The organism is Heyndrickxia ginsengihumi (assembly GCF_011008565.1).
GTDB classification, from domain to species: Bacteria; Bacillota; Bacilli; order Bacillales; family Bacillaceae_C; genus Weizmannia; species Weizmannia ginsengihumi.
Map to the genome: position 1 here is coordinate 13,687 of NZ_JAAIWK010000003.1, position 26,124 is coordinate 39,810.

The following is a 26,124-nucleotide window of genomic DNA, read 5'->3' on the forward strand; positions in this document are numbered from 1 at the left end:
AAGAGGTTTTCAATTATTTTATCGATTGTTTATCCTTCCCCAACAAAACTAGATAATAGTTGCTCAGGTATTCCATTAATATAACTAGTAGAAGTACACGAGAATTATTCTTTAAAGTGCGCAATTGTTGAGCAATACTGATAGAAAGTGATCAAACTTTATTTCAAAACAATATGTGACTTTAGAATAAAGTCGCGAAGTCCTCCTTTAGATATGATTTCTAAAGGGGCTTTTTATTTTAAAAGATTCAATATCGCAGGTTCATAGTCTGGAAGTTCGGTTTCAAATTGCTGTTTAGAATGGGTTGAAACTACTTCGTAAGTTTTTAAGGATTTTTTATTATTTATCATATTTATTTTTAAATAATCCACAATAATAATAAGTCAATATAAAAAGGTGGTTGATAGTGAATGATGGAGGGGCTTTCTGAAAGAGATATTGAAACATTTGCTGAAAAGGTATATGGAACAAATGAAAATAAGGCATTAAGAGATGCGATACTAGCAAATGGAATTAATGGTTCAACTCTCAATAGCAATGCTATTATATCTATGAATGATATCTTTTCAGAAGAAATTGAAACAGGAAAAGTAGCAAATCAAAAGAAAAGCGGAAGATGCTGGATTTTTGCGGCACTGAATACGTTTCGTCATAGGATGAGCGCTCAATTGAATATTAAAGACTTTGAGCTCTCACAAAACTATATGATGTTCTGGGATAAACTTGAAAAGTCTAACTTCTTTTTAGAAAGTATTTTAAAAACGTTAGATGAACAATTGGAGGACAGACTTGTTTCTTGGCTTTTGACCACGCCGCAACAAGATGGCGGCCAATGGGATATGTTAGTTTCTCTTGTGAAAAAATATGGTGTGGTTCCAAAACAAGCGATGCCGGAATCATATCAAAGTAGTAATTCTTCTGATTTAAATTCTATACTTAATGCGAAGTTGCGGGAGTGTGCACTTGTGTTAAGACGTATGCATGAAGAAGGAAAAGCGGAAAACAAATTACAAGAAGCAAAGCTTGATATGCTAGCTGATATATACAAAATATTAGTGTTTTTACTTGGAGAACCACCGAAAACTTTTGATTTTGAATACAGAGATGAAGAAGGTAAGTTCCATCGAGAAATAAATTTAACACCACAAACATTTTTTGAAAAGTATGTCGGCATCAATTTGGATGACTATGTAAGCATTATTAATGCACCAACAAAAGATAAACCGTTTGGGAAAACCTTCACTGTGAAATTTCTTGGAAATGTTATTGATGGAAGACAACTGAAATATCTCAATGTTGATATCCAGACTCTTAAAAGCCTTGCGATTAAACAAATTAAAGATGGAGAAACGGTTTGGTTCGGTTCTGATGTTGCCAGATATTCTGATCGTAAGATAGGGATACTTGATCCAGAGCTTTTTGATTATGAAGAAGCCTTCGGAACGCATTTTAATCTTACGAAGGCTGAACGTTTGGATTACAAAGAAAGTAGTTTAACTCACGCCATGGTCCTTACTGGGGTGAATCTTATTGATGGAGAACCGAATCGTTGGAAAGTAGAAAATAGTTGGGGAGAAGATGTGGGGAATAAAGGCTATTTTGTTATGAGTGATAAATGGATGGATGAATATACTTATCAAATTGTTGTGAATAAGAAATATTTATCGAAAGAGTTAGTGAAAGCCTATAACCAAGAGCCGATTCAACTCCAGCCTTGGGATCCAATGGGTTCTCTTGCTATCGTAAAATAAAGAAATATAGTTATATTTTGGAGAGTGTGATGAAACTATATAAATCTGGTTTCACATCAATTGCAATACAAAATCAAGCTGGATCCATTTTGGATTCGGCTTTTTTTATTCCTATAATCCCTTTCATTTCAGTTGGAATACTTATCTTTTTTTTAAACGTTCTATGCTTTTTCTCTTTCTAGTAAGAATTTGCAGAGAAATATGATGAAAGTGATTCAATTAAAAAGGAAATATCGTTATAATTGTAGATTAAAGGGGGTGCTTACAAATGGAGAATCACTTCGGATTGTCCCGTACTTCTTTCACTCATGCAAAGCCTATTATTGGAAAGGCGATACTTTGCATGGGGCGAAACATTTAATTTTATCGCTGAACTAACTTTCTAATTTAGGCTTTGCACCTTATTTCAACATCAAAATAAGGGGCGGGGCAAAATTGAAATATATTAATGCAAATAAAGTTTTACCTGAAAAGCTTCTCCTGGAAATTCAAAAATATGTTCAGGGGGAAACACTTTACATTCCTAAGCAGAAAACGGAACATCGGAAATGGGGATCCGTAAGTGGAGGGAGAGAGCTGATTGATGATCGCAATTCTACCATTAGAAATTTATTTATTAGTGGTAGCAGTATTGAACAACTCGCCAACGAGTATTATCTTTCAACGGAAACCATTAAGAAAATTGTTTATTCATATAAGAAGTAGGAAAATGCACTGGTGAAATCGTTCATCAGTGCGTTTTTTGTATAAAACATTTCTAAATCATTTTCTCCATTTCAGAAGTTCGCTGTCTTTTTTAAAATAGCTGTAAGGAGAAGTATAGCAGAATGATAGGAGAGACAATTAATGACCGAAAAATTTATTAGAAATGAACAGTTCAATTTCATAAAAAAACAGATTGCTTTGATTAAGGATAGCACGAAAAAGAATGTGCCGCCCAATGTTTTAACAGCTGTAATTGATTTAGCGAATGCCAACATTTTAGGACTCTTCCCAAATCCATCAGTGGATCAACAAGAAATATTAGATCTTTCCAAGTTGAAAACAGATGATGAGTATGAGCAATATATCCAGCGGCTTTCAACTTTTTTAGTGCCCTTTCCAACAATTACAGAGCAGCAACTGAAAAAAATGTTTCCGAAAAATAAAAAATTAAAGTTGCCGGATTTATCTATCATAGACCATAGCCAGCTGACTTATTTAAGCTGGGATGATTTAAGATCGAATAAAAAATTTATTGTATATGAACTGGATGGAAAAATGGTCGGCATTGAATGCAAATTTACACCGACTAGTAAACATAATATTTGTTCCCTTTGTCATCATGTTGGCGAGGTTGCCTATTTTTCAACTGTAACAAAAGCGAAAAAATCTAAAAATCCGGATTACTATAAATCCATCGGTAATTTTATATGCACCGATAGCAGTGAATGCAATAAAAAAATAACGAATGTTAGCTATTTAACGACTTTTTTAAGAGACTCATTAGGAATGTGAAAACTTTATATGGTGCTTGTCACCATATTTTTTTACTCCAACTGAGAAATGAGGCTGTCAACATCCTTTCGCTTTCTATCTTTTGCTTTTTCTAATACTCGCTGGATAAAGGGCGCTTTATTTTTTGTATAGGAAACTCTGTCACAACAGTACTTCTTTGCCGAATCAACTTTTAATTGTAATATATCTGGATAATTTATAAATGATGTGTATCTTTCATAGGATTGCCCTCTATTCCTTAAATGCGGTGCTTTCTATCTGTTCAATGATGATAATTTTATCAACTAACATTTCTTTAACTTGTCTTTTTCTATTGTGAAATCTTTCGTCCAATTTAAATGATAATCTCAATTGTCATTTTATTATCCATTCCAATCTCCCTCATAAAAAAATTAAGATATCCCATTTCCTTTATTATATTTCTGTAGCAATTAAGGAAAGCAAATGTAGAAGTTCTATATGTATTTAATACTATTATGTTCCCCTTATACTGACAGCAAAAGGGGACTGATTCAAATGCAGTGATTGAACTCAAATAGCTAGCTAGATTCCAATATTAAATGTTTAATCGAAAACAGGGGAATAATTTGCCCGAAAGTATCAAAAAAATGAAACGAATACAAAATTGGGTATTGTATCCAAATGATTTAACAATTATAATAATTAATAATGATAATCATTATCATTTGTATTATAAGAGAGGTGATGATTTGGAACAACAAAGGACAAGTCGTGGAGTAATTGGGAATTTCTATTATCCTGTTCTTTTTCTTCTTATCTTTTTTATTGCCATTTCAGTAATTTATTCGGTATCTGTCGGACCTGTTCACATTCCATTTAAGAAATCGATGAATATCTTGCTACATGTATTAACAAATGGAAAGATGGGATCTGCCGAGAGTGATGGAGGCACTTCCTATTTAAATATTATTTATCAAATTAGAATGCCGCGAGTTATTTTTGCTCTGCTGATTGGTATGGGACTTTCTTTGTGCGGGATCGTTATGCAATCGGTCGTGCAAAATCCGCTTGCAGATCCATATATTATTGGAATTTCTTCAGGGGGAGCTCTTGGAGCGACCTTTGCAATTTTGATTGGTTTTGGAAGTAATGCAATCTTTGCAACATTTGGTGTAGCATTTGGCGCCTTTCTCGGTGCAGTTGTGACATCTGCTGCCGTGCTTTTATTGTCGAGCGTCGGTGGAAAAGCAACGTCTGTAAAGCTCGTTTTGTCGGGTGTTGTTGTTGGCGCTTTGTGCAGTTCTTTTTCTAGCCTTGTCATTTATTTTGCCAACAATACAGAGGGGATTAAAGATGTTACATTTTGGTCAATGGGTAGCTTAGCCTCTTCAAACTGGGATAAAGTCCCAATCTTGTCTGTTGTTATTTTGTTTGGCTGTAGTGTTTTTCTCTTTCAACATCGTGTGTTAAACACTATGCTGCTCGGTGATGAGTCCGCCGTTACATTGGGAATTAATTTAAGTTTATTTCGCAAAATCTACATGATTATTGCTGCGTTGATAACGGGAACGATGGTTGCCTATGCTGGAACCATTGGTTTTGTCGGTTTGATTATTCCCCATATTTGCCGCGGTATCTTTGGTGCTGACCATAAAAGGCTGCTTCCGGCAACAATCCTTTTAGGAGGTCTTTTCTTAATATGGGCAGATATTCTGTCACGGATACTGATTCACAATGTTGAACTGCCCATCGGCATCATTACATCGGTGATTGGTTCCCCACTATTTATATATATGATTGTGAAAAAAGGGTATCAGTTCGGAGGGTGAAGAAATGGAGCTGACTGCGGAAAAAATAGAAGTAAAAAGAGGCAAGAAAGAAATCATTAAGAATATTTCCGTATTTGTAAAAGACAAGCAGTTTGTCGGGTTGATAGGACCAAATGGATGCGGGAAATCGACACTTCTTAAAAGCATTTATAAAAGTTTGATTCCCCAGAGCGGAAGCGTTTTTTTAGACGATTTAGATGTATTGAAAAGCTCTGAGAAAAAAGTGTCGCAACGTTTAGGTGTAGTTGGACAATTCAATGAAATGAATTTTGATTTAACTGTCGAGCAAATGGTGCTGTTAGGACGCACACCACATAAGAAACTACTGGAGCCGGATAAACAGGACGATTATCAAATTGTAGAAGAGGCACTAAGGCGAACACAGCTACTTGAATATAGAAGGCGTAGTTATTTATCACTATCAGGGGGAGAAAAGCAACGGGTTATTCTTGCTCGCACTATCGCGCAAGAGCCACAATTGATGGTTCTTGATGAGCCGACTAATCATCTGGATATTCGGCATCAATTTGAAATTCTATCCTGTGTAAAGCAGCTTGGGATCAGCGTACTAGCAGCTCTCCATGATTTAGAATTAGCTGTTGCGTATTGCGATTATGTATATGCAATCAAAGATGGAGAGGTATATGCACATGGAAAACCAGAAGAGGTGCTAACTTCAGAACTAATCGAAGATTTATACCAAATTAGATGTCAAACCTATGTAAATCCTGTGACACATCGTTTAGGATTTGCGTACGAATTATGAGGGGGAGTATATAGATGAAAAAGAGAGGATTAATTGCCAGCTGCTTAGTCGCTATTACACTGCTTGCCGGCTGTGGTAACAACAACAATGTAAAAGATGAATCGAAAAAGGACACACAAAGCAAGTCGAACTATCCTGTAACCATTCATAATTATACGAAGGCAGAGGGTGCTACAACATATAAAAAGAAAGATCAAGTATTCAAGAAAGCACCAAAGAGAATCGTGGCCACTACACGTCCAGTAGCAGAATTACTTTTACATCTTGGGTTAAAAAATAAGATTGTCGGAGTAGGAGGAAGTTTTGGGGCTCCAGATAAATCAGTTGAAAAAGATTATGCGTCATTAAAGATACTTAGCAAATCATATATTGGTAAGGAAGTGGCACTTGGGGCAAACCCAGATATTATCATTGGCCGCGGTGGTTTGTTTGACAATGCAGATTGGGGAGTTGGCACTAGCGATAAACTAAATGATATGGGAATCAACACCTATATTCTTAACTCATCAATCCCCGGTGGTACATATAATTCAATATATGAAGACATTGATAATCTAGGGAAAATTTTCAATGTTCAGGATAAAGCGAAGGAATTTTCCGATACATTAAAGGCGCGTCAGAAAAAAATTACATCAAAACTTTCCAAAATTAAAGAGACTCAGACATTTGCCTATTTACATATGTCTGATCCAAAAGATGTCAGTGTATACTCAGCCTATAATGAGACCTTTTTCAATAATGCTTTCAATATGATTAAACTTAAAAATATATTTGAGAATGAAAAGGGAAATGTTAGTGTTGAAACATTGGTTAAAGCAAACCCAGATGTATTAATTGTTCTGAATTGGGAAAATGATGCCGACAAGGTTAAGAAAGCACTCTTAGCAAATCCGAAACTATCAAGTATGAAGGCAATTAAAAATAAACAAGTATATGCTGTAGATTATAACTATTTGTTCGGCTACAGTTACGATACGATTGATGGGATAGAACAACTTGCTAAAGAAATGCACCCTAATTTATTTAAATAGAGCTAAGCCCGTTGTCATTCAATATTTGGCAACGGGTTTGTTTCAAATTCAACAAGATGCAGACTAATTGATACTGACTCGTATTATAACTACAAAGTAATAGGTGTTTGAGAATCTATTTCTAGAAAAGAAAACATGAGTTCTCCATTTGGTAGATTTCCTCTTTACTTTTCAGTAGGTTATAATTTTATAAGGATTAAAAAGAAATGGGGTATTCGAGTTGATTCGGCGTTTTTTCTCTTACTACCGGCCTTATAGAAGTTTATTTTTAATAGATTTTTCTTGTGCGGTTCTTGCTGGGATATTTGAGCTTGCCTTTCCAATGGCAGTTAATAAAGTAATTGATAAGCTATTGCCAGGAAAAGATTGGTCACTCATTATTTGGGCTTGTATCGGGCTATTTGTGATGTACGCAATTAACACAGGTCTGCAGTATATCGTTACATATTGGGGACATAAGCTTGGCATTAATATTGAAACAGATATGCGCAAACAGCTTTTCAACCATATACAAAAACTTTCTTTCCGCTTCTTTGATAATAATAAAACAGGAAATCTTTTGTCACGGTTGACGAACGATTTGTTTGAAATTGGAGAGGTTGCCCATCACGGTCCCGAGGATATTTTTATCGCAATTATGACATTGCTGGGCGCTTTTGTCATGATGTTCATGACAAATTGGAAGCTCGCTTGTATGACCTTTGTGATTATTCCTTTTTTAATATGGTTAATCGTGATTTGTAATAAAAAGATGACAAATACCTTTCATCATATGCATGCAAATGTTGCCGATTTTAGTTCCCGAGTCGAAAACACTATTGGCGGAATTAGAGTAGTTCAAGCTTTCTCGAATGAAGAATATGAACGGATGCGTTTTGATATGAATAATCAGCGTTTGCGTCAAACGAAACTCACATCATATCGTATTATGGGTATTAGCACTTCGATAAGTTATATGATGATGCGTTTCATGACCCTATTTGTTCTAATTTGCGGGACATGGTTTGTTCTTCATGGGAGACTATCATATGGGGAGTTCGTTGAGTTCATCCTATTAATCAATGTTTTCTTTAGACCGGTTGAGAAAATTAATGCTGTTATTGAAAGTTATCCGAAAGGTATTGCAGGATTCAAAAGATTTACTGAAATCATTGATAAGGCTCCAGATGTGAAAGATGCACCTAATGCTCGTGATATTGGACAAGTAAACGGAAATATTTCTTATAAAGATGTTTGTTTTAGCTATGACAGACAAAAGCCGGTTCTCAATCATATTAATTTACATGTTTCTGCAGGTGAGACGGTTGCGTTTGTAGGTCCTTCAGGTGCAGGGAAATCAACTATTTGCTCGCTGCTGCCTAGATTTTATGAGGTGGAATCTGGAAGCATTGAAATTGACGGCATCGATATAAAAGAGATTACTTTATCTTCCTTGCGACAGCAAATTGGTATCGTTCAGCAAGATGTTTTTCTATTTTCAGGGACAATACGTGAAAATATTGCTTATGGAAAACTTGATGCAACAGATGAGGAAATTTGGGAAGCGGCACGGCGGGCCCAGCTCATTGGTTTGATTGAATCACAGCCTGACGGCTTAAATACGGTTATAGGTGAAAGGGGCGTAAAACTTTCAGGTGGGCAGAAGCAGCGGTTATCTATTGCGCGGATGTTTTTAAAAAATCCACCGATTTTGATCCTTGATGAGGCAACTTCAGCGTTAGATACGGAAACAGAAGCTGCCATCCAGCAGGCGTTGATGGAATTGTCTAAAGGCAGAACAACACTTGTCATTGCACATAGACTGGCAACAATTAAACATGCTGATCGGATTGTTGTTGTAACCGAAGATGGCATTCATGAAGAAGGGCGCCATGAAGAGCTAATTCGCCAAGGAGGCATTTATAGCCAATTACACCAGGCGCAATTTGGCTAAAAATACATGCAAGTGGTCCATATAAATGAAAAGTTTCTTGTGCACAAATATATAAACACTTCCAGGCTGGATTATTGGAATCCAGTCTTTTTTTGTCTGTAATACCTTTAATAAAAAGTTTTATATACAGTTCCCTTTCTCTATTTTTCATTGATTTCTTATTTATTGTGGTGAGGAGGGTCGCCCTTTCTTAAATGTATTAAAGAAGATGTTAAGATTTTTTTAATAGAAAGTATGTAGACTAAGCGATGTAATGATTTATGCAGTATTTTTCACGTTCAATCACTGAAGTGGAAAGACGTGCGAGACGTCACTGCAAATATATTTAGCCTTTATTATCAGGAGATTTTTCAATATTTCTTTTATTTAATCTGTAACTTTGTTTTTTAAACAAGAAAGGGAGTTGATTTCTGCTCGCGGATGCTGAGCCTTTAACGAGGAAGGAATTGCGATGGAAAAAGGGAGCCGGTATTACGATACCGGTGAAGTAGCAAACTTTTGGAAACAACCATACTGAATTTATGTTACGGGTCCATTTGGGAAGAACAGGAAATTAAGCAATATCATGAGATGAAAGGAGCGAACAGGATGGATAACAATATGTATAGTACACCACAAACTCTTTATATTGTTGTTCCTTGTTACAATGAGGAGGAAGTCTTGCCAGAGACTATAACTCGGCTTTCCTCTATACTACGTCAAATGATAGAAAAACATGCAATTGATAAAAATAGTGCGATTTTATTAGTGGACGATGGAAGCAAGGATCAGACTTGGAGATTAATAGAGCAATACTTTCAACCAAATCATTTTGTCAGAGGAATAAAGCTTGCACATAATGCTGGACATCAGAATGCCCTTTTTGCGGGTCTTATGCATGCGAAAGAGCGTGCAGATATCGTCATTTCTATTGATGCTGATCTTCAGGATGATGTGGATGTGATACCGGAAATGGTAGATAAATATCACGAGGGATATGATGTCGTTTATGGTGTACGTAAAGATCGTTCAACTGACACCAGTTTTAAAAGGTTTACGGCACAAACCTTTTATCGGCTTATGAAAAAATTGGGGGCAGATATCGTATATAATCATGCAGATTACCGCCTCGTTAGTAAAAGAGTATTAGAACAGCTTTCAATGTACGAGGAGCGAAATCTCTTTTTGCGGGGAGTGATCCCTATGATTGGTTTCCCCTCTACCTATGTTTATTATAGTCGATCAGAGCGGTTTGCCGGAGAATCGAAATACCCCTTAAAGAAAATGCTATCTTTTGCATTTGATGGGATTACTTCACTTAGTGTAACACCCATTCGTTACATAACTGGAATCGGTCTAGCGATGTCCTTTATCTCACTTATCGTCGGACTTTATTCATTCATACGTGAGATGATGGGGCACACAGTTATGGGATGGACTTCTTTAATGACCTCGATCTGGTTGATCGGTGGCATACAGTTGATTTGCTTAGGTGTCATTGGAGAATACATCGGGAAAATTTATAAAGAGACGAAACGCCGGCCGAAGTACCATTTAGAAACAATTTTAGAAAAGCAATCTAGTGTTGACAGAAAACGAAGTCATAGCAATGTGTGGGGCGGCTAATAGCAAAATACTGAAGAAATTAATCAGGTTTAGCCTTTCCCCTGTACTTAAGGGCTCTATCGTTTGTCTGTAAAAAGAGCAGAGAGTCCTTCTGTATGTTCAGAAAAATACTTGAAAAATAGAATTTATGATTGTGTTATACGGTTGAAAGGATGATAGAGATGGAACAAACACATTTAGCACATAAATCCGATACATCACAGAAGAGGTTAACGTTGCAGGGGCGGCAAGGGAATCCTGCATGGGAAAGGCCCGCACTTATCATATTATTGGTCATCACAGCAATTGCATACATATGGGGTCTTAATAAATCTGGATGGTCGAATTCATTTTATAGTGCCGCTGTTCAGGCGGCAACGAAGAGCTGGAAGGCTTTCTTCTTCGGGTCAATCGACTCAGCAAATTTTATTACAGTAGATAAACCGCCTGCTTCGCTTTGGGTGATGGATTTGTCAGCACGGATATTTGGTCTTAACTCATGGAGTATTCTTGTTCCTGAAGCACTTGAAGGAATAGCATGTGTATGGATTCTTTATCTGGCTGTTCGTCGCTGGTTTAGTGCGGGTGCAGCTCTTCTTGCTGGCGCAGTGCTTGCAATCACGCCAGTAGCAGCACTTATGTTTCGTTTTAATAACCCTGATGCACTATTAGTGCTGTTGCTTACAGCGAGTGCCTATTCTTTTATACGGGCACTTGAGGAAGGAAAGACAAAGTGGCTTGTCTGGTCATCCGTACTAATTGGTTTTGGATTTTTGACGAAGATGTTAGCAGCATTCTTTGTTATACCAGGTTTCGTATTTGTTTATCTTTTATTTGCTCCTGTTTCAGTACGAAAACGAATAGTGCAAATTATTATCAGTGCGATTACCGTCATAGTATCAGCAGGCTGGTGGGTGGCTATTGTTGAGCTTATACCAGCTTCTGCCCGCCCCTTTATCGGTAGTTCTCAAAAAAACAGTATTCTTGATCTTATTTTTGGTTACAACGGATTAGGCCGTCTTACTGGGAATGAATCCGGTATGGGAGGAAATGGCGGAGGCAGAACAGGCGCTGGTATGAGTGCCTTTGGCGGTAACACCGGTTTGACACGGCTTTTTAATTCTGAAATGGGCGGACAAATTTCTTGGTTGATTCCCGCTGCGCTCATTCTTTTCCTTGTTTCGCTGTGGTTAATCCGTCGTCAATGGAGAAGTCATCGTGCATTCCCAGCTCTTCTTATGTGGGCTGCTACATTTTTTATAACTGGTATCTTGTTTAGTTTTGGCTCTGGAACGATTCACCAGTATTACACAATCGCTCTTGCGCCATCAATCGGTGCTATCATCGGTATTGCTGTAGAAGTTCTCTGGCAGCGGCGTGAAGAATGGATGAGTCGTCTCGCTTTAGCGGTTGCCACCTTATCAACAGCCATTTGGGCTTTTGTTTTACTGTATCGTACACCGACTTGGTTGCCGGTATTACGTACTGCTATTTTAATCATTGGTATTATTGCTGCCGTTGCGATTTTGTTTGGATCAACGCTTAATCGCAAGTTGGCTAACGGAGCTGCAGTAGCCGCAATCGTCGCTTGTTTAGCAGGTCCTTTAGCATACACGATACAAACGATTAGCACAGCTCATACTGGTTCAACACCTACTGCTGGTCCGACAATCACGAACGCCGGTTTCCGCGGTAATTTTGGAGGAAATCAAGGGCCATCTGGCTATAACTCTGGTCATTCAAATGGAGATCAACCGCAAATGCCAAGTTCTAACAATTCAAATGGAGATCAACCGCAGATGCCAAGTTCCAGCAATTCGAATGGAGGACAACCGCAAATGCCAGGATCCTACAGTGCTGAGAAAAATGGAAACACGAACCGCACTGGATTTCATGGGGGCTTTGAATCAACACCAAGCAAGACTATCGTTAAATTGCTAAAACAACATGCTTCAAAATACACATGGGTTGCTGCAACGGTCAGTGCGCAGTCTTCAGCTTCTTACCAACTTGCGACAGATAAAGCAATTATGGATATCGGAGGCTTTACAGGAAGTGATCCTGCACCAACACTTTCTGAGTTTAAAAAATATGTGAAACAAGGAAAAATTCACTATTTTATTAGTAATGGAAGAGGTTTTGGCCGTGGCATGGGGCAAATGGGTGGAAACTTCCCAAATCGTAATAACAATGGAAGCAAAAGCAATAAAAACTTTAAAGGTAACTTCAATGGTCCAATGGGAGGGAATGCAAACGTAAGCTCATCTATCACTAATTGGGTTCAGAAGAACTTTAAGTCAAAGACAGTTGATGGTGTTACGGTTTATGATTTAACGAAAGCAAAATCATAATAAATCATTTTTCATTACAGAAAGACTTTTATTTGCAGAGATGTTATGAAATGACAAAGAGACTCCATTCTGATTAAATTTTCTCAAAATGGAGTCTCTTTTTGTTTGTAATCAGTACTTCACGTTATGATTTATCTTGTTTAATATTTTTAGATTCTTTAAGTGTTTGACTTGGTTTTACAGTTTGTTCTGCTTTCTTAGTTTGCAAAAAGAGGCTCACAATAACGCCGCAGAGCATTAAAATCATTGCAAATGAAAAAGTATCGTGAAATCCGGATGTTGTTGCCTTGATTACTTCTCTTGACCCACTATGGTGGAGAAGATGCAGATGATGCGAAATGTTAGATGATAAAACTCCAGACAAAATGGCAACGGCAAACGAACTAAACACCTGTTGGCTAGAATTGGTCAGTGTTGTTACACGACTGATTAGCTTTGCGGGAGCTGACTTAAGTACATGTGTACCTAACTGCATAGTTGTTAGACCCTGGCCCAATCCCATGAGAGTAATCACCCCTGTCATTAAGTACGCATTCGTATTAGGCTGGATGTTGGATAAACAGAATAGTGCAAATGAAAACAAAGCCATTCCTGTGAAAACGACAGGTTTTACACCATATTTATCAAGTAGCTTTCCGCCGATAAGCATCCCGATAAAGGACATTACCGCTTGGGGAATAATCTGAAGGCCGGCTTCTAATGTAGACAGCCCTCTAACTTGCTGCAAAAAAACTGGAACAAGTAATGTAGAGCCAAACAACGTCATCCAGTTTAGACAGGTGAGAATCATTCCTTTTGAAAACTCTAGAGAGCTAAAGCAGCGAAGCTCAATAAGTGGCTCTTGCTGATTCAATTCGATAAAAATGAACAAAATAAGAAGAAAGATTCCTATTACTAATGGAAGAATTGTATGGCTATTTGTCCAGCCGTAGGTACTTGTATTATGAACAGAATAGACAAGTGTAGTGAAAGATAATGGCGCAAGGATTGCACCGAGAACATCCAGTTTAAAGATTCTGTTGGATTTAGAAATCGGAATAAATTTGAGCACTAAACATAAAGCAATAATGCCAATAGGCAGGTTAATTCTAAATATCCAATGCCAATTAAAGTATTGTAAAAAATATCCGGACAAGATCGGCCCGAGTATAGGGGAAACGAGCATTGGAAGACCTAGTATCCCCATGATGGATCCCCGTTTATCTGGAGGAGCAACGGTAAAAGAAACAGCCATGCAGATTGGTGCAATCATTCCTCCGCTAAGTCCTTGAATAACCCGGAACGTAATTAATTGTGCCGCCGTTGCAGCGATTGAACATAAAATGGAACTGATTGTGAATGCAATGATACATACGGTCAATACCCACTTAGCTTTAAACCGGTCTGAAAACCATCCTGCCAGTGGGATGACGGCAGATAGTGCAAGCGTATAACCAGTGATGGCCCATTGAATCGTTTTTAAATCTGTATGGAGCGTCTTTTCAAGACTTGGTAGAGCAATATTCATCACTGTACTATCAAGCATAACTAGTAGCATAGTGACGACAAGTGCAAACAGAATGGGGAGGATGTTGCGAATGGAAAATTCCTCTGAATTAGATAATACATGATTTGACATGTTAACATACACGACCTTTCGTTTGAATGTTTATAAAAAACAAAATTCTAACAATGTTAGAATGGTGGTTAAAAAATAGTTGTACTTAATTTCGTATTCTAACATTGTTAGGTAAGATGTTATCATGAATTTAAGAAGGTGTAAACAATTAATTCTAACATCGTTAGACATTATCATGATTTTAACATATAATGAATGTGCAAAAGGATGGGGGGCTTCTATTGACAAGTAAAGATGAAATGCGTATTACAAAGAAAAAAATTATTGATGCCTCATGGGATTTATTAAGAGATGAAGGTATTGAAGGATTTACGATGAGAAAGCTGGCTGAAAAGATTAATGTCCGGGCTGCTTCCCTATACTATCATTTCAAGAGTAAGCAGAGCATTTTCCAAGTTCTTGCAGACCAAGTTGCAAAAGAAACCTTAATATCCACTAGTAATGAGGGCAGCTGGAAAGAACAGCTACACCAATTTGCGTTGAACCTGCATAAACATTTAAAGGAATTTCCTTGCTCTGCTCAGCTTTTAATGCAGACAGTGCCACTAGAACATAATTATCTTAGTCTGATCAATTATTTATTAAATATTATTGATCAAGTACCGATCAGTGATCAGAAAAAGTTTTCTTCAGTAATATGTTTGCTTAACTATGTCATTTCCTTTGAAGTTGATCTATATGAGCAAAACAAAGTCAATAAGATTATGGAAAAAGAAGGGCAGGATACTAGAGAGTTATTCCGTCAGTCCATTGAAAATTTGCAAAGTGTAAATAAGAATGTCTTGCAACGAATACATCAAAACCAGTTTCTTAGTGAGATGGGTTCAGAACAAATGTTTCAAACTGGATTAACAATACTGATTTTAGGAATCGAACAGTTGGCGAAAGAATAATAAGTTTTCGACTTGAATGAGTGTTGTCCCAGCCTCCACTTTTCGTATTACAACATTTGTAAATTACGACTGTTGGTGCATTTCCGTATACCTCTTTAATTTATAATCGACAAGGGCAAGTGCATCATCGATTTGCTTACGTTGTTTTAATAATTTTTCCCGCTGTTTGCTTATTATTTTTTGACGCTGGTTGAGAGAAAGAATCGGGTCATTTATATCTAGGGAAAATATGTTGATTAAGTCTTCCACACTCATACCTGTTGCACGGAAGCATTGGATCATTTCTAATGTATAGATGTCTTTTTCTGAAAACTGGCGGTATCCATTTTTATCTCGTTGTAGCTGAGGCACAAGACCGAGTTTATCATAGTAACGGATAGTAGCAACGGGCATATTTAATTGTTCAGATACTTGTTTTATCGTTTTCATTATCATCTCACCTGCTGATCAATAGATTTCTAGTTTGGTAAGGATACTTTCCAAAAGAAAAAACTCATGAGGGAGCTTCGTTTCATAAAGCGAAGCATCGCTCATAAGCTGTTGCATGTGCGTTGAATTAGATAGCAAAGCTGACACCGGTATAAGCTTCGCTAAGCTTCCATAACCGCTCGGCAAAACACGGATTGATGGCCCAAGGACGAACACCTGCAGGGTCTAAACTATCTTCAGGTACTGCTTTGGCAATATCAACATCTTCACAATATACTCCACCAAGTCCATTTAGCTGTGGACTAACAGCGCACCAAACACTTGTAGCGGCACCTTGTGCAATTGTTTTAAACTCTGCCGGTTGTTCATTGGATACAGGTTTACCATCTTCGTCTAATATAGGCTTTGGACCGAATTCTTCCTTTGAAAGATCACGACCAAGGTTTGTATCAGGGATGAGACCTGGATGAACAGAAAATGCACGTACACCATCCTCTTTCCCACGTTTATCTAGCTCCAAAGCAAATAATATATTCGCTGTTTTCGACTGAGCATAGCCTTTCCATTTATCATATTTTTTATGTTCGAAATTTGGATCATCAAAGTCAACACCACCAAGCCGATGACCACGTGAGGAAACGGCTACGACCCGTGCGCCATTAGCCTGCTTTAAAGCCGGCCACAATCTCGCTGTCAGTTGAAAATGCCCAAGATGATTCGTTGAAAATTGGGATTCATAGCCGCGGGCATCGCGTCTAAGCGGAGGGGCCATTATTCCCGCGCTATTAATAAGCATATGCAATGATCGGTTGGTTTCAAGAAATCGTTCAGCAAAGGCGTCGATAGAGGCAGGGTCCATTAAATCCATCGTATCCAGTTCTACATTTGGGAGATCTTTCAGTGCTTCACGTCCTTTTTCCAGCGTGCGTACAGGGACAATAACAGTTGCACCGGCGTTGGCGAGAACACGTGTAGTTTCAAGACCAATACCGGAATATCCTCCTGTAACAATGGCAATTTTTCCTTTTAAATCTATCCCTTTGATGACATCTTCGGCAGTTGTTGTAGCATCGTAACCTGAATAAATGGGTATTTGAGGTGTAAATTCTTTCATTGTTTTTTCGCTCCTTTTCGATAATCAGTGCTGTGCAAAAGATTCATTTTATTAAGGGAATGCGTTCATGCTTTTTCTCCATATCTTTCTCTATATGTGAAGAACGCATACTTAATCGTGGGATTAAAAATGGCCATGAACATTCCTTAAAGATTAAGTATGATTGTAGTATAAAGGTTAAAGTACACTTCATAGCAAGAAATAAACTCAAACCATATAGGCTCTTTTCTAAAAGATTATGTTGGGAAATTTTTTAAAGGGAGAGGCAGGTTTCTGCTTCGGGATGCTCGCTTTAATCAATAGTGTGAACCGATGAAAAACGAAAGCTAACCTCAAAGGTTGTTTTTTGAGGTTAGCTTGTTATAGTTTAAAATTCTTCATAAATAGCAGGATCTTGATTGTTAATTCTGCCATCAGGACGGGTTAATCCTGTAATCATACTCATTTCTGTTTCATCCAATGAAAAATCGAAAATTGATATATTTTCCAGTTGTCGTGCAGGAGATGCGGATTTAGGAATTGGAATGGCTCCAAGTTGATAATGCCAGCGCAAAATCACTTGTGATACTGTCTTATGATGACGGTCGGCAATTTTTTTAATCGTTTCATTTTCTAAAACGGCATTTGCGCGAGCTAGCGGACTCCAAGATTCTGTCTTAATATTATGTTCTTCATGCCAGCTTCTTTGTTCTGCTTGGTTAAAGAATGGGTGTAACTCTATTTGGTTAATGCTTGGTTTAATACCTGTTTCTTTCTCTAAACGTTCGATATGTTCAGGCAGGAAGTTACAAACACCAATGGAACGGATGAATCCCCATTTTTTAGCATCAATTAAAGCTTGCCATGCCTCCACATAGTTATCTTGCTTTGGGTTAGGCCAATGGATAAGATATAAATCATAATAATCAAGATTTGCCCGATATAATGACTCCTGAATGGTGGTAACAGCCTTATCATAAGTTTGATACCGGCCAGGTAATTTAGATGTAATAAATAGTTTTTCCCTTGGCACAGAAGATCGTCTAACAGCTTCACCGACTGTTCCTTCATTTTCATAGTTATAAGCAGAATCAATTAATCGATAGCCGATGTCAATTGCATGTTTAATAGCATTGGCACCTTCATTCCCATTCAGGCTATATGTACCAAATCCGATAGCGGGCAAAGTAACCCCATCATTCAATGTGACTTCTGGAATAATTTGACTCATCATAAAACACTCCTTTCAATGTTATTATAAAATAAATAAAATTATTTGAATAATATAGCGGTTTGGAATAGGTGAATATACAGTATTTTTAAAATTTGGCGAGGAAGATGCCATTTTATGATAAATGAATAACAAGTTTATAAAAGCAATAGCATTCTAGTACCTAAAAGAATTAAAAAAATACCGCTAATGCATTCCCCATATGCCCCTATAAAGCGATGGGTTTTTTTGCCGATTAAAAAGCCAGTACATGCAAGGATCAAGTTTACGAGACCAAAAATAAGGCAGGTAGACAGGGGGCGTTCTCCGTATGCTCCTAAACTTAGACCAATTGAAAAACTATCAAAACTAAGTCCTAAAGCAAATATCAGTAGCTTTCCTCCTTGAGGCAGTGTAGAAGCCTCTCTTGCTTTCCTTTTATCGAAAAATTCCAGTATCATTTGAAAACCGAAAAAGATTAAAATGGCACCTCCGGAAATAGATGCGATGCTTTTAAATTGATTTGATAACATACTGCCAATTTGTATACCAATAAAGGGCATGAAGGCATGGAAGAGACCGATGTTCAAACTGATTCTCAATATTGTTTTAAAACTAGGATGTGTCATTCCCATTGCTAAGCATAATGAAAATGCATCGAGGCTGAGCGCTAAAGCAAGAGAGGTTAGACCAATGTAGTTGCCGATTAAGCCATTGCTTATCATGGCAGCTTTCCTCCATTTTCTATAATTTAACCAAATAGTATGTAGGTGCAGTGATGAAGGGTTTAGCGGGTGCTTAATAGGTCAGCTTGTCTATACTTTATTAAGAAGAGTATTCGTTTTATAAAAATTGAAAATGGATGCTTATCTCGTTGCAAAAAGCTTCGCTACATTATATGTATATCAATGTAAAAATAGGACAACGATCATTGAAAATAGAAATATAGAGGGGATGGATCTCGCCATTACAATGATCCCACCTATTCGGAGATAAAGTAAAGCGACTACATTAATTGAAGCAGACCAAAAACCAATGTAAAGTCATCCGCTTTTAACTTAATGAGAAGAGTGCTTATAATTTTTTTTAGAGTGAGTTTTTAATTGATAAAATGTTATAATTTTCAATAAAGTGATTTCTACAGTTTATGATTTAGCGGGGGGATTTGGAATTGGAATATATAGAAGCAAATAACAGTATAGGCGAGCAAACACCACAAGGAACTGCAAGTATTGTTCAATCTGAAACATCGAGACGGAAATTTAATCATTTAAAGGGCTTATCGATGGTGCTTATTGGTGCCGTTCTTTGGGGAGTCTCAGGAACAGCTGCACAGTTGTTGTTTCAGCGTTTTAATTTTAACTCAGGTTGGCTCGTAACTGTAAGAATGAGTATTGCTGGATTGCTGCTTTTACTCAGTGTTTCAATTAAATCAGGACCAGCTTATACGATTGCGATATGGAAAAACAAGCGGGATGCGATGAAATTAATTCTATTCGCAATCATCGGGTTGCTTGGTGTTCAATATTCTTATTTTGCGGCCATTCAGTATGGAAATGCTGCTACAGGTACGATACTCCAATATATGGGCCCTATTTTTATTACCGTATATGTGGCATTGCGGCGTCGGCAACTGCCAAGTTTAGTTCAACTAGCATCAGTATTTCTTGCCTTATTCGGTGCATTTCTCCTTGTAACAGATGGGGATTTGCATAGCTTTGCTATTTCGCCATTAGCAGTCTTTTGGGGCTTGATTTCCGCTGTAACAGTGGCATTTTATTCATTATATCCGAATGGGTTGCTTCAAAAATACGGGGCGGCAACAATTTCAGGTTGGGGAATGCTCATTGGAGGGATCGGAATGGGGTTCATCCATCCGCCATGGCATTTTACAGGTCACAATACTTTTAGCTCATGGATGCTTACTGGCTTTGTTGTTTTATTTGGGACGCTTATAGCATTTTATATATATATCGCAAGTTTAAAATATATCTCTGCTTCAGAGGCAAGTGTTTTAGCATGTGGAGAGCCGCTTTCAGCTACACTTATTGCCGTTTCCTGTTTGCATGTCCACATAGGTTTTTTCGCTTTATTAGGCGGGCTATGTATTCTCATTACAGTAACATTGATGGCTTGGAAAGGATCTACAGAATAAGGGAAAGTTTTCGACAAAAAATTTCCCAAGAAATAAACAGTACACACCACTATATTTTACTAAGTGAAAAGCACCCCAATTTGCGAGTGCTTTTTCATTTGAAAATGGTTTTGATATGAAACATGTTATAAAAGATATTAAGAAAACGGCAATAAATGTAGTTTTAATAATGTTGGACATGCATTTTAAGGGGATGTTTATGGTGGAAATAGGTGCGGTATTGGATTAAACTAGAGCGGAGAACGGGGGGATATCTTGAAAAATTATCGAACTTTATTATTTGATGTAGATGATACTTTATTGGATTTTGGCGCAGCAGAGAAATTAGCATTGCGATTGCTGTTTGAGGACCAGAAACTGACTTTAACACCTGAAATCGAAGCGCATTATAAAATAATTAATCAAGGTCTTTGGAGGGACTTAGAAGAAGGTAAAATCGATCGTGATGCGTTGGGAAATATTCGTTTCTCACTTTTATTTAAAGAGTATGGTCAAGAAGTTGACGGAACTTTATTGGAAAAGAAATATCGTAGCTTTTTAGCAGAGGGCCATGAACTTGTTAATGGTGCATTCTCGTTAATATCCGATTTACAGCATACACATGACTTATATGTTGTGACAAATGGTATTTCCAGTATGCAGCATAAACGGTTGCGTGCTACTGGTCTACATCCGTTATTTAAGGGAATTTTTGTTTCAGAGGATACAGGCTTTCAAAAACCGCAAAAGGAGTTTTTTGATTATGTCTTTGCGAGGATTCCGAATGTCTCTGTCGAACAAGTGTTGATTATTGGCGATTCCTTGAGCTCGGATATAAAGGGTGGACAGTTGGCAGGAATTGATACATGTTGGTTTAACCCTGAATTGAAGCCGAATGAAACTAGTATTCTTCCAACTTATCAAATCCAAAGGCTTGATGACCTATATCAAATATTGAATATAGAAAGAAAAGCAGCAGCTAGCCATTAATTTCTGGAATAATACAAAAGATGGATCATCCTTTAACAAAAAGGGATGGTCTTTATTAATTTCCTTGATCATTCATTAAACCGAATATGAATTAATATATAATCATAGACAGTAAGATGGGGAATTGATATAATCAATTTCGAAACTGAACGTATCGTTTTATAAAATTGATTTTTGGGGGGATTACATGCGTAAATTGGACACTAGTCTAGGAGCAGTTCAATGGTTTGCTTTTTTGCTTGCAAATTCATTAGCTTTTCCAATTATTATCGGGCAAGCTTATCACTTGTCAGCGGTGGAGATTGCAGGGATGCTGCAGCGTACCTTTTTTGTAGTTGGCTTAGGTTCGTTACTGACAGGTTTGTTCGGTCATCGTCTGCCAATTTTAGATGGACCAGCAGGAGTATGGATTAGTATTTTTGTTGTGATGGGAGAGATGGCATTACAAACTGGCCATCAGGCTGGTCCGACTTTACAATTGCTTGAAGGCGGAATGAGTGTTAGTGGTTTTATTCTTGTTTTGCTAAGTGCTGCCGGTTTAATGAAATACATTTTAAAATTATTTACACCATTAGTGACAGGTATTAGTTTAATGCTTCTAGGGATTCAACTAAGCGGAACTTTGCTAAATGGAATGATTGGTGTCAATGCAGATACTTCACATATTCATAAATGGAATGTCCTCATTTCCTTTTCTGTTTTTATTTTAATATTTGCACTTTCAACATGGGGAAAAGGCTGGTTGAAAAGTTATGCTGTATTAATTGGAATGATGCTTGGCTGGCTAGCATTTGTACTAGTAAATGGCCCAGGTACTGCGATGCACTTTAACTCAGTATTTTCATTTCCAAAACCATTTGCTTGGGGATTGCCCCATCTGAATTCAGGGATGATCGTATCTTCGATTGTGATAAGTTTCGTATTAATTTGTAATGTTGTTACCTCAGTATTTGCTATGATGCAAGTATTTGCCGAAAGAGAAAAGAATAAAAAGATCGAGGGCACACATACGCTGGAGAATAAAGGGAATCTTAATCGGAGCACATTTATGAATGGTGTTTCTAACATACTTTCTGCTGTATTTTCGACTGCTGGAGTTGTTCCGGTGTCGATATCAGCCAGCTTCGTGAGAATGACGGGGCAATATAAAATAAAGCCATTCATCATTGCCTGTGCTGCTATTATTATTGCATCATGCTTGCCAGTCATATATACATGGTTATCAACATTACCAGGGCAAATTGCCTATGCCGCCCTTCTGACTACGTTTACACAGTTAATCGGAATTGGAATTAGTGCGGTATTAAGAGAACCACTAGATTCTAGACGCTTAACTATTTTTGGCATTGCCCTTTCTCTCGGTACAAGTGTGATGTTTTTGCCGGAGGAATTGACCGCCCATCTTCCAACGATGGTGCAGTATATTATAAGTAATGGACTAATGGTTGGGACTTTAATTACGCTTATTCTAGAACAAATTTGGAAACCGCAAAAATCGAAGGTTAAGAAAGGGATGTCTATATGAGTAAATCCCCTGGAAGGCCCCGGAGTGAGAAATCCAAACAAGCAATTATTGAAGCGACAATCTCTCTATTAGAAAGTTCGGGATACCATTCGTTAACAATGGAGGCAATTGCCAATCAAGCAGGGGCTGGAAAAGCAACAATTTATCGCTGGTGGGTCAATAAGGCAGAACTTGTTATGGAAGCCTTTAAGGAATATATGGAGCCGCAAGTACAATTTGAGGATACAAATCATATTCGCGAAGATTTCCGTAGACAACTATATAATTTGAAAAATGTATTTGATACAGCGTTAGGACGGACAGTTATTGAGATTATCGTCGATAATGGTACAGATCCGAAAATTAGTGAATCATTTTCGGAATTTCACCTGCAACCTCGGCGTAAGGAGGCAAAAAGGATATTGGATAAAGGCATTAAGCGTGGAGAGATTAAGGAAAGTATTGATAAAGATATTGTTCTTGATATGCTTTACGCTCCTGTCTATTTTCGAATATTGATCAGTAAACAAGTAATCGATGCTGTTTTTATTGATACGCTTCTTGATAGTGTGATGAATGCCATTAAAGTTCCATCGTAAAAAAATGTCAATGGGGGGATCCTCATTGACATTTTTGATTAAACCATATGTTGGCAAGGAGTTGAATGCCTTCTCGAATAGTTTCCTCTGATAAATTAGCAAATCCAATTTGTATTTGCGGATGAGCTGGCGCTGTTTTTACATAGTATGGGGAGCAAGGATACACCTTTACACCTGATTGATATGCTTCATGTATTAATGCTTGTTCAGATTTTGCGGTGTAAACTTCTAAAAGTAAATATATACCGGAACCTTCACCGATTACCTTTACATGCCCGCCAAATTCAGTATGTATGATATTTAATAAACCGCTCATTTTCTTTTTATAATGAGAACGCATTTTTCGGAGATGCGCGTTCCAAAACCCTTTCTCCATAAAGTGATACATTGTACGCTGATGTATTGCTGAAGCAGACTGTTCGAGAACATAAGCAATCTTTCGGTATTGTGTTAATAAGGCTGGCGGCAATACCATATAGCTTAATCGAATTGAAGGTAAAAAAGCTTTTGAAAAAGTACTAATATAAATAACTCGATTGCTCTTTGTCAAAGAATGAAGAGCTGGAATTGGCTGGCCATTATATTGGAATTCACTGTCATAATCATCTTCTATAATATAACCATTCTCTTCTTCTGCCCATTGAACAAGTTCAAAACGTTTTGTGATTGGCATCGTGACGCCTAATGGAAACTGGTGAGAAGGTGTGATATAAACGAGTGATGACTGGCAGTTTTTTAATGCGCAAATATCTATACCTGACTGAGAAACTGGTATGGATTCCGTCTGAAAAGATTGTAATTGAAAAACTGATCTAGCTCCATTATAACCAGGGTCTTCGAAAGCAATTGCAGTGTGGGGCTTTTTTAATAAAATGGAAAGAATGAATAATAATTGCTGTGTGCTGCTACCAATTACAATCTGTTCTGGTGAGGCTTGTACACCTCGTGCCTGCAATAGATAAGCAGCTAGAGCATTACGAAGCAATATGTCACCTTGACTATCCCCATAGACGTAAATGAATGGATCATTTAATACTTCATTCGTTAGTTTACGCCAGCGATTAATGGGAAATGCCGAATTATCGACCGCGCCTCCGCGAAAATCAATAAGTGTTTGTTTCTCCTCTTTTTTTGGACGGATGTTAAATGAACTTGGGCGTTTTAGCATTTTCAAATCTAGTTGACTATGAACGAAATATCCTCGCTTTGCCCTACTGTAAAGATAGCCCTCCATTTGCAGCTGTTCATAAGCAAGTAAAGTTGTGTTGCGGCTAACATTTAAAAGCACGGCCAATTCTCGAATAGAGGGGAGCTTTTCCCCGGCTGGTAACGACCCGTCCTCAATTTTATTGCGGATATATACGTAAATTTGTTGATACATTGGTATTGAATCATGCCGGTTTATATGGAATATTAGTTCCTTCATTTTTCCCCCTTATCTGACATTTATGAATATTATAAACTGTATCTTTTAAAAATGACAGATTCCTATACAATTAAAACTTAATAGAAGGCAAATATTCATCGATAGGAGTGTTTGATAATGTTGAAAGACATTCACATTAGACAGGCTAACTTAAAAGATATTGAAGAAATCGCAGTATTATTTAATCATTATCGTATGTTTTATGATCAACCATCAAATGTGCAAGCAGCCAAAAAGTTTATGAAAGAGCGTTTAGAATATGAGGACTCTATTATTTATATTGCAGTCTATAAGGGAAGGGCAGTAGGTTTGATGCAGCTCTATCCGACATTTTCTTCAATTTCGGTGAAAAGAGCGTATATTCTTAATGATTTATACGTCGTGGAAGAAGCGAGAGGAAAAGGAATCGGCCAGCAATTGATGGAGAAGGCGATTCAATTTTCGAAAGATAAGGATGCGAGCTATATTACATTAACAACAGCGGTAATAAATACAACGGCAAAACGTTTATATGAAAGGAATGGATTTAAAAAAGAAACCGAATTCGATACTTATAATTATTCTTTTATATAAACTAGGATTCACTTTCCGAAAAGGAACTCTTTCGAACATTTGTATTTCTTTTGGTGTTTGTTACAATAAAAAAATAGAAAATATCGTCGTGAAGTGGTGAACTTAAGTGGAAAAAACAATCCTAGTTGTCGATGATGATGCAGATATTGTAAAGCTGATCACAAAAGGCTTACAGTTTGAACAATTTGAAGTTATTCAAGCAAACTCAGGAGCAGAAGCATTATCATTATTGAAAGAACACCATATAGATTTTGTTGTTCTTGATATCATGATGCCGGGAATGGATGGTTTAGAAGTGTGCCGAAATATTAGGTCGAATTACAATATGCCCATTTTGTTACTGAGTGCAAGAGACAGAGATATTGATAAGGTTATTGGCTTGGAAATTGGAGCAGATGATTATATGACTAAGCCATTTAGCATTCAAGAATTAACTTCACGAATTAAAGCCCATTTAAGAAAAATTGACCGTTTGTACAAGGAGTGGAGTAATCAAGTAAAGACGCCAGATTTAATAGTAAATGATTCTTTATCTCCGCTTGTTTTAAACGAGAAAAATTATGAAGCCTATTTAAATAGGCAAAAACTTGATTTATCCACTAAGGAATTTCAAATTTTATCCTTTCTGATGCACCATCAAAACCAGGTTCTAACCCGAGAACAAATTTATGAAAATGTTTGGGGGGATGAATTTGGGGATTTGAATACTGTCACTGTACATATTAAAAATATTCGTAAAAAGCTTGGCAGCGAATATGATTTTATTAAGACGGTCTGGGGTGTAGGATATAAGTTTATAGAAGGGAATGAGTAAAATGAAGTTAAACATCAAACTTCCTTTACTATTCCTGTTGATGTTTGTATTAATTATTGTAATAGGCATTCCGTTTATCAGATTTTTTGTAATTGGGAACTTGCCTGTCAGTCAAAATAAGATGAAGGCGAAAGCCGC

General features: G+C 37.3%; 22 protein-coding genes. 16 read left to right on the forward strand and 6 right to left on the reverse strand.

What is annotated here, in order from left to right:
* Positions 1 to 410 precede the first annotated feature (410 nt).
* From G4D61_RS02990 to G4D61_RS03030, 9 genes are all read left to right on the forward strand, one after another.
* Entirely contained in the window at positions 411 to 1,751 is a 1,341-nt protein-coding gene (locus G4D61_RS02990; protein WP_025729644.1) for a C1 family peptidase, read from the forward strand.
* A gap of 435 nt (positions 1,752 to 2,186) precedes the next feature.
* Positions 2,187 to 2,456 carry a CD3324 family protein gene (locus tag G4D61_RS02995; protein WP_163173178.1) on the forward strand — a complete coding sequence of 90 codons (270 nt, stop codon included), beginning with the start codon at positions 2,187 to 2,189 and terminating at the stop codon, positions 2,454 to 2,456.
* A 141-nt stretch (positions 2,457 to 2,597) separates the two neighbouring features.
* Positions 2,598 to 3,248, forward strand: coding sequence for a FusB/FusC family EF-G-binding protein (locus G4D61_RS03000; protein ID WP_025729640.1), 651 nt, complete (start codon positions 2,598 to 2,600; stop codon positions 3,246 to 3,248).
* 740 nt (positions 3,249 to 3,988) lie between these two features.
* Positions 3,989 to 5,038, forward strand: a complete 1,050-nt coding sequence (locus G4D61_RS03005; protein WP_371316467.1) for a FecCD family ABC transporter permease — start codon at positions 3,989 to 3,991, stop codon at positions 5,036 to 5,038.
* 4 nt (positions 5,039 to 5,042) lie between these two features.
* Positions 5,043 to 5,804, forward strand: coding sequence for an ABC transporter ATP-binding protein (locus G4D61_RS03010; protein WP_025729636.1), 762 nt, complete (start codon positions 5,043 to 5,045; stop codon positions 5,802 to 5,804).
* A gap of 14 nt (positions 5,805 to 5,818) precedes the next feature.
* Positions 5,819 to 6,835, forward strand: a complete 1,017-nt coding sequence (locus G4D61_RS03015) for an ABC transporter substrate-binding protein (protein ID WP_163173180.1) — start codon at positions 5,819 to 5,821, stop codon at positions 6,833 to 6,835.
* Between the two features lie 220 nt (positions 6,836 to 7,055).
* Positions 7,056 to 8,768 (forward strand): ABC transporter ATP-binding protein, encoded by a 1,713-nt coding sequence (locus tag G4D61_RS03020; protein WP_163173182.1) that lies wholly within the window; start codon positions 7,056 to 7,058, stop codon positions 8,766 to 8,768.
* 588 nt (positions 8,769 to 9,356) lie between these two features.
* Positions 9,357 to 10,373, forward strand: a complete 1,017-nt coding sequence (locus tag G4D61_RS03025) for a glycosyltransferase family 2 protein (protein ID WP_035348797.1) — start codon at positions 9,357 to 9,359, stop codon at positions 10,371 to 10,373.
* A gap of 161 nt (positions 10,374 to 10,534) precedes the next feature.
* The gene (locus G4D61_RS03030) at positions 10,535 to 12,703 is read left to right on the forward strand and encodes an ArnT family glycosyltransferase (protein WP_163173184.1); all 2,169 of its coding nucleotides are present in this window, start codon (positions 10,535 to 10,537) and stop codon (positions 12,701 to 12,703) included.
* Positions 12,704 to 12,827: 124 nt separating this feature from the next.
* Here G4D61_RS03030 and G4D61_RS03035 read toward each other — a convergent pair whose 3' ends face one another.
* Positions 12,828 to 14,321, reverse strand: coding sequence for an MDR family MFS transporter (locus tag G4D61_RS03035; RefSeq protein ID WP_025729626.1), 1,494 nt, complete (start codon positions 14,319 to 14,321; stop codon positions 12,828 to 12,830).
* A gap of 221 nt (positions 14,322 to 14,542) precedes the next feature.
* Between G4D61_RS03035 and G4D61_RS03040 the strand changes: the two genes are divergently transcribed.
* Entirely contained in the window at positions 14,543 to 15,214 is a 672-nt protein-coding gene (locus tag G4D61_RS03040) for a TetR/AcrR family transcriptional regulator (RefSeq protein WP_025729624.1), read from the forward strand.
* A gap of 63 nt (positions 15,215 to 15,277) precedes the next feature.
* On the opposite strand, the gene G4D61_RS03045 is transcribed toward G4D61_RS03040, so the two are convergent.
* The 4 genes from G4D61_RS03045 to G4D61_RS03060 all read right to left on the reverse strand — a co-directional run bounded on the left by G4D61_RS03045 (position 15,278) and on the right by G4D61_RS03060 (position 18,671).
* Positions 15,278 to 15,643, reverse strand: a complete 366-nt coding sequence (locus G4D61_RS03045) for a MerR family transcriptional regulator (RefSeq protein ID WP_163173186.1) — start codon at positions 15,641 to 15,643, stop codon at positions 15,278 to 15,280.
* Between the two features lie 127 nt (positions 15,644 to 15,770).
* Entirely contained in the window at positions 15,771 to 16,757 is a 987-nt protein-coding gene (locus tag G4D61_RS03050; protein ID WP_035354943.1) for an oxidoreductase, read from the reverse strand.
* A 367-nt stretch (positions 16,758 to 17,124) separates the two neighbouring features.
* Positions 17,125 to 17,970 (reverse strand): aldo/keto reductase, encoded by an 846-nt coding sequence (locus G4D61_RS03055; RefSeq protein ID WP_437177731.1) that lies wholly within the window; start codon positions 17,968 to 17,970, stop codon positions 17,125 to 17,127.
* A gap of 134 nt (positions 17,971 to 18,104) precedes the next feature.
* Positions 18,105 to 18,671, reverse strand: coding sequence for a manganese efflux pump MntP (locus G4D61_RS03060; RefSeq protein ID WP_035348795.1), 567 nt, complete (start codon positions 18,669 to 18,671; stop codon positions 18,105 to 18,107).
* 446 nt (positions 18,672 to 19,117) lie between these two features.
* On the opposite strand from G4D61_RS03060, the gene G4D61_RS03065 reads away from it, so the two are divergent.
* From G4D61_RS03065 to G4D61_RS03080, 4 genes are all read left to right on the forward strand, one after another.
* The gene (locus G4D61_RS03065; RefSeq protein WP_235929311.1) at positions 19,118 to 20,101 is read left to right on the forward strand and encodes a DMT family transporter; all 984 of its coding nucleotides are present in this window, start codon (positions 19,118 to 19,120) and stop codon (positions 20,099 to 20,101) included.
* A gap of 255 nt (positions 20,102 to 20,356) precedes the next feature.
* Positions 20,357 to 21,070 (forward strand): YjjG family noncanonical pyrimidine nucleotidase, encoded by a 714-nt coding sequence (locus G4D61_RS03070; RefSeq protein WP_163173190.1) that lies wholly within the window; start codon positions 20,357 to 20,359, stop codon positions 21,068 to 21,070.
* A gap of 187 nt (positions 21,071 to 21,257) precedes the next feature.
* On the forward strand, positions 21,258 to 22,595 hold the full coding sequence (locus G4D61_RS03075; RefSeq protein ID WP_163173192.1) for a purine/pyrimidine permease: 1,338 nt from the start codon (positions 21,258 to 21,260) through the stop codon (positions 22,593 to 22,595).
* Positions 22,592 to 23,173, forward strand: coding sequence for a TetR/AcrR family transcriptional regulator (locus G4D61_RS03080; protein WP_025729607.1), 582 nt, complete (start codon positions 22,592 to 22,594; stop codon positions 23,171 to 23,173). Before G4D61_RS03075 ends, G4D61_RS03080 begins: the two co-directional genes overlap by 4 nt.
* A 22-nt stretch (positions 23,174 to 23,195) precedes the next feature.
* Here the strand turns inward: G4D61_RS03080 and pdxR are convergent, their stop codons facing one another.
* Positions 23,196 to 24,599 carry a MocR-like pyridoxine biosynthesis transcription factor PdxR gene (pdxR, locus tag G4D61_RS03085; protein WP_035354950.1) on the reverse strand — a complete coding sequence of 468 codons (1,404 nt, stop codon included), beginning with the start codon at positions 24,597 to 24,599 and terminating at the stop codon, positions 23,196 to 23,198.
* A gap of 117 nt (positions 24,600 to 24,716) precedes the next feature.
* On the opposite strand from pdxR, the gene G4D61_RS03090 reads away from it, so the two are divergent.
* Both G4D61_RS03090 and G4D61_RS03095 read left to right on the forward strand, forming a co-directional pair.
* Complete coding sequence (locus G4D61_RS03090) at positions 24,717 to 25,172, forward strand: GNAT family N-acetyltransferase (protein ID WP_205603198.1); 456 nt, start codon at positions 24,717 to 24,719, stop codon at positions 25,170 to 25,172.
* Between the two features lie 106 nt (positions 25,173 to 25,278).
* On the forward strand, positions 25,279 to 25,986 hold the full coding sequence (locus tag G4D61_RS03095; protein ID WP_163173194.1) for a response regulator transcription factor: 708 nt from the start codon (positions 25,279 to 25,281) through the stop codon (positions 25,984 to 25,986).
* The last annotated feature ends 138 nt before the right edge of the window (positions 25,987 to 26,124 follow it).